At 58.7% G+C, this 15003-nt stretch carries 8 protein-coding genes; 2 read left to right on the forward strand and 6 right to left on the reverse strand.

The features are described 5' to 3' along the window. Window positions 1-247 precede the first annotated feature (247 nt). From RBB62_RS09170 to RBB62_RS09185, 4 genes are all read right to left on the reverse strand, one after another. Window positions 248-2533: a GH36-type glycosyl hydrolase domain-containing protein gene (locus RBB62_RS09170; RefSeq protein ID WP_309398456.1), complete on the reverse strand. Its 2286-nt coding sequence runs from the start codon at window positions 2531-2533 to the stop codon at window positions 248-250. Window positions 2534-3338: 805 nt separating this feature from the next. Then, window positions 3339-4814, reverse strand: a complete 1476-nt coding sequence (locus RBB62_RS09175) for an NAD(P)(+) transhydrogenase (Re/Si-specific) subunit beta (protein ID WP_309398457.1) — start codon at window positions 4812-4814, stop codon at window positions 3339-3341. Window positions 4815-4820: 6 nt separating this feature from the next. Beyond that, window positions 4821-5126 carry an NAD(P) transhydrogenase subunit alpha part 2 gene (locus RBB62_RS09180; protein ID WP_309380703.1) on the reverse strand — a complete coding sequence of 102 codons (306 nt, stop codon included), beginning with the start codon at window positions 5124-5126 and terminating at the stop codon, window positions 4821-4823. A 135-nt stretch (window positions 5127-5261) separates the two neighbouring features. Beyond that, window positions 5262-6389 (reverse strand): NAD(P) transhydrogenase subunit alpha, encoded by a 1128-nt coding sequence (locus tag RBB62_RS09185; protein WP_309398458.1) that lies wholly within the window; start codon window positions 6387-6389, stop codon window positions 5262-5264. A 223-nt stretch (window positions 6390-6612) separates the two neighbouring features. Here RBB62_RS09185 and RBB62_RS09190 point away from each other — a divergent pair, with 223 nt between their 5' ends. After that, window positions 6613-7566, forward strand: a complete 954-nt coding sequence (locus tag RBB62_RS09190; RefSeq protein ID WP_309398460.1) for a Gfo/Idh/MocA family oxidoreductase — start codon at window positions 6613-6615, stop codon at window positions 7564-7566. A 92-nt stretch (window positions 7567-7658) separates the two neighbouring features. After that, window positions 7659-8816, forward strand: coding sequence for a lipid-A-disaccharide synthase (gene lpxB / locus RBB62_RS09195; RefSeq protein WP_309398461.1), 1158 nt, complete (start codon window positions 7659-7661; stop codon window positions 8814-8816). A 296-nt stretch (window positions 8817-9112) separates the two neighbouring features. Here lpxB and RBB62_RS09200 read toward each other — a convergent pair whose 3' ends face one another. Further along, on the reverse strand, window positions 9113-13471 hold the full coding sequence (locus tag RBB62_RS09200; RefSeq protein ID WP_309398462.1) for an AAA domain-containing protein: 4359 nt from the start codon (window positions 13469-13471) through the stop codon (window positions 9113-9115). Between the two features lie 205 nt (window positions 13472-13676). Next, on the reverse strand, window positions 13677-14993 hold the full coding sequence (locus RBB62_RS09205) for an acetyl-CoA hydrolase/transferase family protein (protein ID WP_309398463.1): 1317 nt from the start codon (window positions 14991-14993) through the stop codon (window positions 13677-13679). Window positions 14994-15003: the final 10 nt, after the last annotated feature.

The following is a 15003-nucleotide window of genomic DNA, read 5'->3' on the forward strand; positions in this document are numbered from 1 at the left end:
TGCGAAACTTTTGCGAAGTCTGAGGCGTGCTGCCATCAACTTGACGAACCACCACGTAACTGTCAGCGTGAACATCGATGCCGAGCTTAACGGCCAGGTATTGTTTTTGATCTATCATCAGTTGCCGGGTTGAGCAAGGGCTGGACCCGGCAACTTCATGTTATCTCTAGAGCACGGGAAAGCGCCCACAAAAAAGCGCCCACCCGCTAAGGTGAGCGCTCTTCATATACCCCTTCTTGATACGAAATTATGCGACGGGGGCGGCGGCCTCGGCGTAGGGCACGAAGCCATCCGGGCAGGCTTCGCCGTTGACCGTGATCGCGTAGCCTTCGCCTTCGCGGCGAATCTCAATCGCGTAGAGCTTGCCCCGAACCATGCGGTCGACCTTTACGTTGTCCCACTCGGTCGGCAGGCACGGCGTGATGTCCACCCCCGCGTAGCCCGGCTGAACGCCGCAGAAGTAGTCGACGATCGAGCGGAACATCCACCCGGCTGAGCCGGTGATCCAGCCGCTGATCGACTCACCCGCGCGACCGTTGTCCGGCCCGAGGTATTGGTTCGTAAAGGCATAGGGCTCGCAGCCGCTGATGAGTGACGGGTGCTCCGGCGTGTCGGGCATGACCTTGCGGTAGCTGTGCAGACCTTCGTCCGGGCGACCGGCCACGCAGTCCATGACGATCTTAAACGCGGTGCCGTGGCAATACGGCGTGCCGTTTTCATACATGCCCGGCAGGAGCATGGTCACGCGGCCGACGTTCTCGTCCTTGGCGTTGTAGGCGGGCGTCAAAGTCAGCGAACCGTGATCGGACTCGAGCTGTTCGTCGATGGCCTTGAGGCAAGCTTCGCGGCGTTCGCCCTTGGCGAGACCGGCGAGGATGGCCCAGGTTTGCGGGTTGAGGAATACTTTGCCTTCGGCGTTTTCCTGCGAGCCAACGGCATTGCCGAAGTCACTGTAGCCGGCCAGATACCACTCGCCGTCCCAGCCGTGTTCTTCGATCGCGGCTTCGATCTTGGCCTGGCGGTCGCGGAGCTCGGTGGCGAGCGCGGCGTCCTTGAGCACTTCGTCGGCAAGCTCGATCATGGCGGTGAGGCCGTAGTGCAAGCCGATGGAGGTCCAAACGCTTTCGCCCTTGCCGGCGCGGCCCATCCAGTTGAGCGAGTCATTCCAGTCGCCTTCGTGGGCGAGGCAGAGGCCGTGTTCGCCAAGGTCTTCGCTCAGGTGGCGGAGGCCGGTCAAGGTGTGTTCGAGCACGGTGGCTTCGCCTTCGTCGAGGTAGGGGACGACTTCGTCGAGCAGGCTCAGGTCGCCGGTTTCCTTCAGGTAGCCGCAGATCGCGAGCGGGATCCACACGGGGCCGTCCGAGTAATGGTGCGGCTGCAGCGGAAGCCAACCGCGAACGGCGTGGCCGTCGGCGTGCTGGTGGCGCAGCGTTTCAATGATCTTTTCGCGGGCGAGGGCCGGGTTAAACGGCGCAGTGCCCCAGGCGTCCTGCAAGGTGTCGCGGAAGCCGCGGGCGCCGTCGCGACCAAACTCCACGCAGAGCTGAATCTGCTGCTTGGACCAAATATTTGTCAGCAAGTTGATGCGCTCGTCCGGCGTTTCGACGCGGACGGTGTCGATCATGGTTTGCTTTTGCGCGGCGAGTTCGGCGAAGGCCTTGGCGCGGTAATCGGCGTCGAGCACCTTGCCGATCAGGCGGTCCTTTTCCGCGTCGGAATCGAAGGAGCCAATGATCACGCAGCAGGTCTGCGTTTCACCGGGCTGGAGGTCGAAGTCGATGCCGAGTGAGCCGGCGAGCTCTTCCACCCAGGCTTCGCGGCAGGCCATGCCGTCCTTGAGCGCCTGCGGGCGCGCGGCGTCGCCATAGGGGCCAAAGAAGTCGCGGCGGCCACCGCACCAGTCGTCAACCTTGCGGTCGGTGGCGAGGAAGGCGTTGTAGCGCTCGTGCGGACGCTCGTCCGAGGTGTTGTAGCTGAGCACCGCGTTGCGCTCGGCGTCAAAGGTGCTGCGCAGGTAAGAATACGGGCTGCTGAACGTCGCGTAACCGCCGAGGTGGAATTCCACAAACGGCGCGAGGCGAATCTGGCGCGCGCGGTCGGTCTGGTTGGTGACTTCAAACTCCCAGATTTCGACGGGCTCATCCGGCGCCAGGAAGCACTTGGAAACGGTGCGGACGCCTTCATCTTCCATTTCGAAAACCGAGTAGCCGAGGCCGACGCGGGTGACGAGCTTGCCGCCCTCCTTGTTGACCGGGAACAGGCCGGCGCTCCAAAACGCGCCCGACTCGCGGTCCTGCAAATAGAAATACCGGCGGCCGTGGCGGATCAGCTGCACGCGGCCCTTCGGGTGGTTGAGCATCAAGGTGCGGTCGTTGAAGATGCCTTCGCCGCTGCCGAACTGGTTGAGCCCGGAAATGATGTGGTCATTCCACAGGAAGTTAATCTGAGCGCGGGGCGGAGCCAGCGGATCAGTGATCACATACTCGAGGCCATCTTCTGAAAAGTGGCCGAAGGTAGTTGGGGTGTTTGTCATAATTGCATCCATAGAAAAAAGGAGGCCACCAGCAAGAGTGACGGCTTCCATACATTTGAAACAATAACCACCGCGACGGCGGGTAATTTATAAGTTTACAGTAAAATGGCCTCCGAGGATAGGTCTGGAGCCGACTGAATTTGTGGCAAATGCCGTGGCGTTAAGCTCTAGATAAGCGCCGCCATAGCGTATTGGACGGAGCCGACCACAAGGTCGTCATTCGCGTCCGCACGCCACGCCCCGAAAAAGCCTACGTAGGAAACTCGCAATTGCCTACGTAGGAAACTCGGAAAAGCCTATACGGTTGTTGCCGAAAAGCCTACTTAGGAAACTCAAAAAGAACCGCTCGGTTCTTTCCCCAGTACAGCATCGGTTGTCGACCAGGTACAGCCACTGTTGTTACTCCAGTACAGCAGCGGTTCTTTTTGAAAACACAGGTGTGGGAATTGAAAAGCACCCTGGATGACATCACCGAACGTTAAAAGTGGGTTGATGATTTCGTGGCAGAGATCCACTTCGAAAAATGTCAATCATACCCAAAGCCCCCCCCTTGACCTGACCGCCCAGACAAGCCACTGCCCTACAGTGCCATTTAAAAGATCTGGAAAAGGTAGCAACTGAGAGGCAACGCGGCGGCTTGTCTGGAGACTGCGCCCTACCATCAGAGAGGCAATGCGAGCAGCTGATAAATCGACCAATAAAGCACTGAACAAGCCACGCCTATTCGCGCCTGCCTGCCGTAGGCAAAAAAAGCGCCAGGCCGCTGACGACCTGACGCTATTAATGAGGGATATACAAGCAAAAGCTAACTTTCCTTAAACTGCGTGACCAGCCCGGTGATGGTCGCCTTCGCGTCGCCGTAGAGCATGCGCGTGTTCGGCATCAGGAAGAGCTTGTTCTGCAGTCCGGAGAAGCCGGCACCCTTACCGCGCTTCAAGCAGAAGCAGGTCTTGGCGTGGTGCGCGTTGATGATCGGCATGCCGTAAATCGGGGAGCCTTCGTCTTCGGCGGCGGCGGGGTTGACCACGTCGTTCGCGCCGATGACCACCGCCACGTCGACCGTTTCCATGGTCGGGTTGACGGCGTCCATTTCGCAAAGCTGCTCGTATTCCACGTCGGCTTCGGCGAGGAGCACGTTCATGTGGCCGGGCATGCGGCCCGCGACCGGGTGGATCGCAAAGCGGACTTCCGCGCCGTTGTTTTCCAGCAGCTCACCGAGCTCCTTCACGGCGTGTTGCGCCTGCGCAACGGCCATACCGTAACCCGGGATGAAGACCACGCTCTTGGCGGCTTCCAAAATGTAATACGCGTCTTCCGCGCTGATCGGCTTAAGCTCGCCTTCGGTCTCACCGGCCGACGATTGCTGCGTCGCGCCAAAGCCCGAGAAGAGCACATTGCTCAGCGTGCGGTTCATCGCCTTACACATGATCACGGTCAGGATCAGGCCACTGGCGCCCACCAAGCAGCCCGCGACGATGAGCACGTTGTTCGCAATGACGAAGCCAGCGAAACTCGCGGCCAAGCCCGAGAAGCTATTGAGCAGCGAAATCACCACCGGCATGTCGCCGCCGCCAATCGGCATGACGAACATCACGCCCAGCACCAGCGACAACACAATGACGCCAATCAACACTGCCGAAGCCGTGCTGCTCATCGGCGAAATCGTGAAGACCACACCCGCGCCCACGAGCGCCAAGGCGATCAGGCCGTTGACGGCTTTTTGTCCGCCAAACACTGTGGCCGCGCCGCCGAGTTTACCACTCAGCTTGCCCCACGCGTAAATACTGCCGGTAAAGGTCACGCCGCCGATGAGGATCGTCAGGATGATGACCGCCGCCGTAAAGGCGCTCAGCTGAATGCCCTCCGGGTAGTGCGTGGCGAGGAAGGAATCGCCGCCACTGGTCAGCGCGCCGACTACGTTTTCCTTGGTTGCCAAGTAGGCTTGGTTGATCGCTTCAACGCGGGCAAACTCGGCCCAGCCAACCAGCAAACTGGCGAGGCCGCCAAAGCCGTTGAACAGCGCCACCAGCTCGGGCATGCCCGTCATGGCAACCTTTTTGGCTGCGACCAGGCCGATGACCGCGCCGATTAAAATGCCGGCAATGATCAGCTCATAACGAATGATGTGGTGGTCGAACATCGTGACCACCACGGCCAGCAACATGCCGACCGACGAGAGTTTGTTACCCTTGCGCGCGGTGTCGGCGCGCCCGAGCATTTTGATCCCGAAGACAAACAGGATCGCCGCTACAATGTAGGCGAGATTAACAAATGTTTCCATGACGCGTTACTCCGGGCGCTTGGCCTTTTCCTTCGGCTTAAACATGCCGAGCATGCGGTCGGTCACCACGTAACCGCCCACGACGTTAATGGTCGCCAGCACGACCGCCGCAAATCCCAACCAGGGCGCGAGCGCGCCGGCTGTTTCATTGGTGGAGCCCGCCGCGAGGAGCGCGCCCACAATCGTGATGCCGCTGATCGCATTGGAGCCGGACATGAGCGGCGTGTGCAGCTGCGACGGAACTTTCGCAATCAGCTCGAAGCCGAGGAAAGCCGCCAGCGTGAAAATAAAAAGAAGTAATACGAGGTCCATGATTTGAATGGGGTTAACTACGAATAGCGCGAATGTTCACAGATCCATCAGGACGCATAGGCACGGGCAAAAACGCTGCGCCTTGGAGTCAAATCTGCGTCTATCTGCGACATTCGTAGTTTTAAACTTCGTTGGTTAGGCTTTGAATTTTTCGTGGACGATTTCGCCGTCGCGGGTGATCAAGCTGCCGCTCAGGATTTCGTCTTCGGTGCGGTAAACAAACGCCTGCTGCTCAGCGTCCCAGAAGTGCTCGATGAAGTTCGCAAAGTTTGCGCCGAGCATCTGCGTGGCGTCCTTCGGGTAATAGCCCTCGAGGTTTTCCGGGCCAATGATCTTTACGCCGTTTGCCGTAATGACGTCTTCGCCGACCTTGGAGCCAGCGACGTTGCCACCGGATTCCACGGCGAGGTCCACCACGATGCTGCCAGGCTTCATTTGCTCGAGCACGGCCTCGTTGAGGATCACCGGCGCCTTGCGGCCAAAGAGTTTCGCCGTCGTGATGACCACGTCTGCGCGGGCGCAGGCCTTGGCCATTTCGAGGCGTTGCTTTTCCATTTGCTCGGGCGTGAGCTCCTTTGCGTAGCCCTGGTCGGTCTGGCCAGTGTCGCCGAGGTCCACCTTGACAAACTTTGCGCCGAGCGAGCGGACTTGCTCTTCCACGACGGGACGGGTGTCAAAGGCTTCCACGCGGGCGCCGAGGCGCTTGGCGGTCGCGATGGCCTGGAGGCCGGCCACGCCCACCCCGATGATGAAAAAGCGCGACGGGGAAATCGTCCCGGCCGGCGTCATCATCATGGGCAAAATCTTCTGCATGCGGTCCGAAGCGAGCACCACGGCGGCGTAGCCAGCGAGGTTGGCCTGGGATGACAGGGCGTCCATCTTTTGCGCAATCGTCGAACGCGGAATCATTTCCACGCTGACGGCGTTGACCTTCTTCGCGGCCAGCTTCTGGATCAGCGCCGACTCGTTAAAGGGATCGAGGAAACTCAGGTGCAGCACGCCGGTGGGCAGGGTCTCGATCTCCGAATCCTCGGGCTTGCGCACGCGGAGGATAATCTCCGCTTCTGGCAACGCCTTGGAGCGTTCGGCGACGGCTGCCCCGGCTTGACGGTAGTCCTCATCCGAATAGCCGGCCCGGTCGCCGAGGCCTTGCTCGACGGTTACAGACAGGCCGAGCCCCGCCAATTTCTTAGCGGATTCGGGAGAGAGTGCGGCGCGGGTTTCCTTAGGGTGGCTTTCGCGCAAAGCGAGTACGCGTTTCATGGCGATACCGTGTCGCAAAAAGTTTTACTAATCAAGCTCGTATTTCACTATTAGAAATTTAACTCAGAGATAAATACAGATTCTGCCGCTCAGTGCATAAAACGGCCTCTCACACTTTGGGATTTTATCAGAACGCATTGGGAACGTTAGCTGGCGGCGGCGGCGGGAAATCTTTCTGGAATTCTTGCGTGCCATCGGCGGCATTCGTGACCAAGCTAGCCCCGTGAGTCAGAAAACAGCTCCTTTAAAATGCGGTGTCGCCGGCGTTGGCTATTTGGGCCAACACCATGCGCGGCTCTACGCAGCCCTGCCCCAGACCGAGCTCGTCGGCATCTACGACGTCGACCCGAAGCGCGCCAAGAAGATCGCGTCCGAGCACGGCGGCCAAGCTTACACCTCGCTGGAAGAACTCGGTGCCGCATGCGACGCAGTCAGCGTGGTTGTCCCCACGGATCACCACTGCGCCGTCGCCCAAACGCTGCTCAAGCAAGGCTGCCACCTGCTCATCGAGAAGCCGCTGTGCACGAGTCTGGAAGAAGCGGAGATTATCCTCGGCGCCGCCAAGGAGGCCGACCGCATGGTGCAGGTGGGCCACATCGAGCACTTCAACCCGGTCATGTCGTTCCTGGAAAAACACGTGACCAACCCGCGCTTCATCACCTGCGACCGCCTCGCGCCGTTCAAGGAACGCGGTATCGAAGTCAGCGTGGTGCTCGACCTGATGATTCACGATATCGGCGTGATCCTGCAGTTGGTCAACTCCCCCCTCGAGCGCGTGGACGCCGTCGGCGTGGACGTGCTGACCAAGACTGAGGACATCGCCAATGCGCGCCTGACCTTTGCCAACGGCTGCGTGGCGAACATCAACACCAGCCGCGTGAGCCTGAAGCCGGTCCGCGAGATTCGCCTTTTCCAAAGCAACGCCTACCTGTCGCTCAATTTCGCCGAACAAAAGGGCCACCTGATCCGCAAGACCAAGCTCGGTCTGCGCAAAAAAAACGTCCCCATCGAAAAAGGCGAACCCCTCGCGCTCGAACTGGCTGGCTTTGCCCACGCCGTGCAAAACAGCGCTGCGCCCAAGGTCAGTGGCGAGCTCGGCAAGACCGCGCTCGAAGTCGCGATCAAGGTCACCGAAAAGATCCGCGAAAGCGCGGCGAAGGGGAAGACTGAATTATGAAGTATGAATTCAGAATTATGAAAACCACCCACAAGGATTCCACAGAAGATCCCTTTCATAATTCAACCTTCATCATTCATAATTAGATATCCATGCCTGAGCCCATTCAGCTACCGGTGCCGACGCAGCAGCCGGACTTGCTCATCGTTGCGGGCGAGCACTCGGGAGACCAGCATGCCGCGGAGCTGCTCGACCAGTTGTCCGAGATCAAGCCCGGGCTGACCGTGTGTGCGCTCGGCGGGGAAGCGTTGTCCAAAGCTGGCGCGCAGGTGATCTTCGACCTCGTGGACCATTCCGTGGTCGGCATTGCCGAGGTGCTGAAAAACTACGGCTTCTTTAAAGAACTGTTCGAAAAGGTTGCAGCGTGGATTCGCGAGCACCGCCCCAAGGCGATTTGCTTCGTGGACTACCCGGGCTTCAACCTCCGCCTCGCCGAGCGCCTCGTCAAAGAAGGCCTCGCAGTCAAGGGCGGCGGCGACATCCCCCTGCTCTACTACATCAGCCCGCAAATCTGGGCGTGGAAGGGCAAACGCCGCTTCAAGATGGCAAAGCTGCTGGACTCGCTCGGCGTGATTTTTCCGTTTGAAATCGACTGCTATCAGGACACCGACTTGCCGGTGGAATTCGTCGGCCACCCCTTTGTCGCGAAGGATTTCAACCTCGGCCTACGCTACGAAAAAGGCGCGCCGATCCTGCTCCTGCCGGGCAGTCGGTTGACGCCTGTGCGCCGCATTTTCCCGACGCTGATCGAGGCCTTTATCGACTTCCATGCCGAGCGCGCCACGAACCGCGCCATCGTGCTCTACCCGAGCCCCGCGGTCAAAGCGCTGCTCGAAGAGCTCATAGCCGCGCGTCATGGTGCCAAGGATTTGATCAAGCTCATGCCAGCCGATGCGGACATCGCGGCCTCGGCGGTGTTGACCAGCTCGGGCACGATGTCCCTCAAGGTCGCGTTGGCGGGCATCCCCGGCCGCATCGTTTACCGCGCGAATCCAATCACCTACGTGCTCGGCCGCATGCTCGTGAAGATTCCCTACCTCGGCATTTCCAACATCCTGCTCGATCGCCCCAGCTACCCGGAGTATCTTCAAGGCGCAGCCAACTCGGCTGTACTTGCCCGCGAGTTGGCCAAGATCACCGACGGCGACGAGGCGGCCAAAGCAGCGCAAGCCGACGCCCAAGAGCTGCGCAAGCTCCTCGGCGAAGGCCAGGAACACGCCGTCGCCGCATGGCTGGCAAAGTTTCTATAAGAGGGCGTCTAAAAAGTCTAATCGAGTCGGCGAGATGTATTTGGGAGGCAAAATTTCGGCTTCTGAATCGAGGCGAAACCAGTTTCGTCGAAATGAAGAAATGATATTTTGACCCCGAAGACGCTCTCCGGCGAAGACCAATTGAGTTTTTAGACGCCCTCTGAGTGAATCAGCCAAACTCCATCGTCAAAATGCAGCTCAGCAAGTGACATTGCCCGCGTGTTGACGTAACACTGGTTCGTTTGCTTTCAAAATTGATGGACGTGGAAATAGGCAATGCCCATCCCGCGCAAGGATCACTCCGTTTCGTCTTCGAGTTCGAGCTCCTCGCTTACTTTTTCCATCAGATCTTCAGTCGTAGCTTCCGTATGCGCATCGACGATTTGCTGCAATGCATGCGCGGGTTCACGGGCCAGGATCGGGCTCCAGATGCGTTTGAGGTTCCAGCCTTGGCCACGCAAAATTTCCGTTCGGAAATACTCCCAGGCAATGGGGTCCGGCGTCTTGCGGAAGCGATTGAAATCGATCAGCAACCCCAGCGTGACATCCTCGGGCAGGTCAGGATGCGTCAGGGCGACATCGACGCAGAAGCCATCATTGCCCCAATGCACCGTGCTGCCGATCTGGCAGTCATCGCGCAAAGCCATGCCGGTCTGCACCGCCAGCTTACTGGGCGCATCCGTCTCAACGACGTGACACACCGACTGCGCATCTCGCTTCATCGTTTCGAGGTAGTCCTGGTAATTCTCGAACTGCTCCTCAACATACTCCGCATAGCGCAGGTAGGCGTAAAGCTGATGGCGTCCGGTGACTTGGCCAGGCTCCGGCATGACGCTGGATCGGTATTCACTGCGGGGAATCGACGTCAGCACGTGGATGGCTGAACGCGCACGCGTAACCAGCACATTCAAACGACGGTCGCCACCGACTCGCGACAAGGCACCGAAGTTGCGGCGAAACTTTCCGTCCGCATCTGGCCCAAAGGTCGTGGATATTATGATGTGGTCGCGCTCATCGCCTTGAACGCTTTCCAGATTGCGTACAAATAAGCCTTCAAACGAATCCCGTCCGCGCCGTATCCGCGCGGCGGCGAGGCGTTCCGCGAAGTCCTTATCCTGCTCGGCGCGATCTTCCAGCGTTTCGATGATCAAGTCGCGCTGGTTGATGTTAAAGCTCACAACGCCAATGCTTGGCGGGTGTTCCTCATCCAACAACTTCGCGAGCAAATCAACTGCCGCAATGGCTTCGTCCGGGTTCGTCCGCTCTTGGTAAACACCATCGACGGAGGTCAGCTTAAGCGGCGCTTGCAACGCCTTGTTGCGAGGATGCCCGGGGATCGGCTGCAAACGGCGACCGTAAAATGCTTCGTTCGAAAAGCCGATCAATGCCTCATTACGCGAGCGGTAATGCACGTCGAGAAACGCTTCTTCCACATCGAGGTTGAGCGACGCGGAAAGCAAATCCTCCGTCTCGCTCATTTGCTGCTCGGCCAGCTCTTCAATCGTCTCCGCATCGGTGTCGTCCGACTCCGCGACATTGCTTTCGAAGAAGCGAGTTGGCGGCAGTTGCTTCGGATCACCTGCCACCACAACACGCGCCCCGCGCAGCAACACAGGCATGGCTTCTTCCAGGCGACATTGGCTGGCCTCATCAAACACCACTACATCAAACATCTCGCGCCGCGGAAAGATCTGCGCCACCGTCGAGGGGCCCGCCATCCACACCGGGCAAAGCTCGAACAAAGGATCTCCGCCCTCGATGCCCTCGCCCGTGGCAATCATCTGCCGCAGCTTCAACGCCTTCTTGCCACGCACATAGAGGCGGTTGCGCAACGCGGCACCATTCGAGTTAAGTCGCGAGCCGGTTGAAGCTAAGAGCTGCTCCCGCTGACGCTTGTCCCAGCTGCCCACAATGTATTGGCGGACCAAGTCCTGCTTCTCCGCCATGCGGCGACCATACTCATCGAAGGCTGCATTAATGCGAGCAGAGTCGATCCGCAACAACTCGGGATCACGCTCCACATAGCGTCGTATTTCATGCTGCAAAGCCAGTTGCTTCAGCTCAATCAATGCCCGTTCGGCATCGAGTTCGCGTAAGGCAAGTTCGCGCAATGCTGGCTTGAGTGAGTCGGGTATTCTTCCCATCGCATCCTCCAAGCGAATGACTGCCTCAAGGCAGTCCACATGCTCTCGCCACTGCGCAACGAGGGGGCTCGCGCTTTGGTTACTGCGGATCGCGAAATCGGTGGATTGAATATAGCTGTCCTTAAACAGCACCGCCTGCCCCATCGCTTCGATGAATGCCTGTAATGCACGCGCCCGCTGAGCGGACACTTGAAACACCTGAGCAGTCCGGGGTGCCGTCTCCACATCTCGCAAGCCTTCGCTTATCCGCGACCACAAGTCGGTGGACTCCTCACTGCCACAAGATTCAAACAAGGTGAAGAATTGCTCCAAAGTCGTGAGCGCACGACGCAAGCTTTTCTCATCGTTCGCCGATAGCGTCGCCTCCGTGATCCGGCTGTAAAAATCAACAAGCCGCCAACGCGCGCGCACACCTTGATAAAATGCAATCGCCCGGTCCACGCTGTCATCACTCAGCGCCGTCCCCAACTGCTTGAGCACTTCACTCGCGGCCGACTTTTTCTTAAACTGCAGGAAGCGGAAAAAGCTCCCCTTCGTCGCCGAGTATTCTTCCAATGCGGCAAGACGCTGCATTGCATCGCCAAGCGGCGGAATCGAATTGGAAAGCAGCAACACCCATTCGCGGTTCAGATCTTCACGCACGCCTTCGACCACCGAGTGCAGTGTTTTCCACTCATCGAACTTGGCTTCCAGTTCATCGCCAGGAAGCCCAGCCAACGCAGCCGCGAAAGCAGCATCGCCATCCTCAACGATGGCATTCAGCGATGCCTGAATCGACTCACGTTGCGCCGCCTGATCGAGCAATGCCGCTTGCTCATTGAGAGGCGGCAAGTCGTCCAGAGATTCCCCATCCACGCCGCCTGCGAGCTGCTTAAGCGGTGTCAGCTTTTCAGTGATCGCGCCGTGCCCCAGTTGGAAATACGTATCGAGCGTGAGTACTGTATTTTCAAACAACGGATTAGACGAAAGCCGAGCATCGCCAGCCCGCAACATGACTTCACTCACATCCGTCTCATGCGTTTCAACGCCTTCCAGTGAAACGTCATTGCCGATATCAGAAGGCAGATCACCTGACGCGAGTCGTGAGCAGGCGAACCACTCACCCACCAATTCATGAAAGCTGCGTTCCTGATCCTCATCGCGATGATGCAGCAGCTCGAAGTAGCGAGCCAGCTCAGCATTGAGTTCGGTTAGGCGCGTATTCGTCTTTCGCAGTTGGCGCTCTTGGTTCGCCAATGGCGCATTGTCCACGAGCGCTTCCATGCGTTCCCGCAAGCCCATGTAGAGATTTCGCCGGTCGCGCGAAGGATCGTGAATAATTCCGCAAAGATGCCCGAGCCCATAGTGGTCCAGGCGATGCATCACCACATCGAGCGCCGTGCGCTTGTCGCAGACGAAGAGCACGCGCTGCCCACGCGCCAAATGATCGCCGATGATGTTGGTAATCGTCTGGCTTTTGCCGGTCCCCGGAGGACCATGAATCACGAGCGCCTTGGCGCTGCGCGCTGCGTCCGCCGTTGCGGCTTGGCTGGGGTCAATCGGCGCAATGAAAAACTCCTGATCAAATGCCTTACCTTGCTCACCCGCGTGCTGCTCGGGTAACGGTGGCGGCGTGGCTTCGTCATAAACCTCTTGTGGCTGCGCAAGGACATCCTGCCGCAGGTAACGCGTGATCGGGCCAGTGAGTGTGCCCTCATTGGCCATCATCCACTTCGTGTCGCGCATCAAACCGGGGTTGGCGAGCGGGAACAAGCCCAGGATTGCGCTCGGTATCAATGCCGATTCATCGGGCAACGCTTCCGCCTTGGGGATCGACTGCAATGCCGTTTCAAAATCAAACTCAGCCCCCTTCAGCGCCAATGCCTTACGTGCAAACTCGAGGATCTCGGCAAATTCTTTCTCCGGCGCATCGCCAGTCTCGTCATCAAATAAGTCCGGCACCTCATGCCCGGTTTCCTTCTCAATCCAAGCGAGGAGCGCGGGGTTTGGAATCAGCAGGTCCGCGCCTTCGCCCACCACGGTCAACGTGGCGCCGGGATTCGCTCCCTTGCGGACGGCCAGATTGACCGGCACAAACGCCAGCGGCGCCAGCACCCGCGAGCTGCGCAACGTATCGTCACCCGACTTCGGCGGCAGGGATATAATGGGGAAGCCAACGAACAGCGCACTCTCCCCGTGATCATTAAAATACTCCTGCGCGTCGTTGGCGATGTCATGGAGTTTCTTGAGCAAGCGCGTTTGCTGCTCATAATCCTTGGCCTGTCGCTTTTGCTCGTCCGACCACTCGCTCTCCGGATATTCCGGCTTACGAAATGCCGGAACCTTGGCCGGGAGCGCCACTTTCCGCACCTCACTCAGGAGCGTCGGTAAAACCTTATCGGTCGCAATGCCCTGGAATAGCTTGAGCTGAGTCAGGTCAACCCGCTGGCGAGAATTATGCGGCCGAGCATTCAAACAGGGCCCGCGTTGCAGACTCGCATAGAGCCGTTGGAGCATGGCATTGAGGATCATGAAGCGCCTTTGAGTGAGATTCGATACAGAAGTAATTCCACAAGGGAGGGCACTCAAATAATCGCAACGAGCAGCATCTAGTCAAGAAAGCTATTACACTCTACCTTGATTCATCACCGCCATCCAATTAGCACCCTGCAAACGCCTAGCCGGAGGCCTGACATCAGCAGGGTGAATTGAAAAAACCTGAACTTTTTTGCGCGCTTTACTCAACAATCAGCTGGATATCCTTCGCAGCCTTGGTGAGTTCCTCCCGGTGGTCGGGGTGGGCGATGCTGATCAAGGCTTTGGCGCGCTCTTCGTTGTTCAGGCCAAGCACGTTGACGCAGCCGTATTCGGTCACGAAGTATTCCGCATCCATGCGTGAGGTGGTGACTTGATCGACGTTCAGCACGATCTTGGAAATGCCTTTCGTCGCCGAGGGCATGACGATGATGGTGCGCCCGCCCTTGGACATGCGCGCGCCGCGAACGAAGTCCGCGTGGCCGCCCGTACCGCTGAACTCATGGCCGGCGAGGAACTCCGCGTTGACGTTGCCATAGAGGTCGACTTGCACGGCGGAGTTGATCGACACGAGGTTGTCGTTTTGCGCGATCACCGCTGGGCAATTGATGTAAGACGACGGGTAGGACTCGATGGCCGGATTGTCATTGATGAAGTCGATGAAGGCCTGGTCGCCAAGCGCGAGTGTGTAGAGCGTTTTGCGCGGGTGGATGTTTTTCCGCTTGTTGGTGACGACGTCTTGCTGCATCAGCTTGGCCATGCCGGGGCTGAGGAGCTCGGTGTGGATGCCGAGGTCTTTGTGGTTGGCGAGGCCGTCGCAGATGGCGTCGGAGATACCGCCAATGCCGAGCTGGATCGTGTCGCCATTGTTGATGAGTTTGGCCACCTGCTCGGCGATTTTTACCTGCTCATCGGTGGGCTGGCCGCCGGGCGGGAGCATCGGGATCGGCGTGTCGTTGTTTTCCACGACCATGTCGACTTCGCTCACGTGAATCATCGAGTCGCCAAACACGCGCGGCATCGTCGGGTTGACTTCCACGATGAGGTTTTTGGCGCTGCGCGCGGCAACGGTGGTAAAGTCGTTATTCGTGCCAAAGCTGAAATAGCCGTGCTGGTCCATGCTCGATACGGTGACGATCATGGTGTCCACGCCGATGTCGTTGACCAGCAGGTCCGGCAGCTCACTGAAGTTATACGTGATGTAGTTCAGGTGCTTCTTGTCGGCGTTGATGCCGTCGCTGCGCAGCTTGCGCTCAACGCCCGTCATGAAGAAAGTGTTGAGCGTTGTCTTTTTCACCACCTCCGGTTTGAGCAACGTGTTGGCCATCGACTGCATGGCCAACTTGTAGTAAATTTTAACCGCGGGCAGCTTGTCGGCGAGCAGGGCATCGGCCAGGCTTTGGAGAAGTTTTTCCGGTGCGCCAGCGGCCATGCCGACGACGATGTTCGTCTGGTCGGCGATCGTGGCAATCGCGGCTTCAGTGGTCGTGAGTTTGCTTTGGTAAATTTCGTCAGACATGATGGGTAGC

Origin of the sequence: Cerasicoccus maritimus (assembly GCA_031296935.1) — a bacterium.
Taxonomy (GTDB): Bacteria; Verrucomicrobiota; Verrucomicrobiia; order Opitutales; family Cerasicoccaceae; genus Cerasicoccus; species Cerasicoccus maritimus.

Bases quoted from the DNA above. Each gene is read 5' to 3' on its own strand.
- RBB62_RS09200 (WP_309398462.1), bottom strand. From the start codon at position 13,471: ATGATCCTCAATGCCATGCTCCAACGGCTCTATGCGAGTCTGCAACGC.
- RBB62_RS09185 (WP_309398458.1), bottom strand. From the start codon at position 6,389: ATGAAACGCGTACTCGCTTTGCGCGAAAGCCACCCTAAGGAAACCCGC.
- RBB62_RS09180 (WP_309380703.1), bottom strand. From the start codon at position 5,126: ATGGACCTCGTATTACTTCTTTTTATTTTCACGCTGGCGGCTTTCCTC.
- lpxB (WP_309398461.1), top strand. From the start codon at position 7,659: ATGCCTGAGCCCATTCAGCTACCGGTGCCGACGCAGCAGCCGGACTTG.
- RBB62_RS09205 (WP_309398463.1), bottom strand. From the start codon at position 14,993: ATGTCTGACGAAATTTACCAAAGCAAACTCACGACCACTGAAGCCGCG.
- RBB62_RS09175 (WP_309398457.1), bottom strand. From the start codon at position 4,814: ATGGAAACATTTGTTAATCTCGCCTACATTGTAGCGGCGATCCTGTTT.
- RBB62_RS09170 (WP_309398456.1), bottom strand. From the start codon at position 2,533: ATGACAAACACCCCAACTACCTTCGGCCACTTTTCAGAAGATGGCCTC.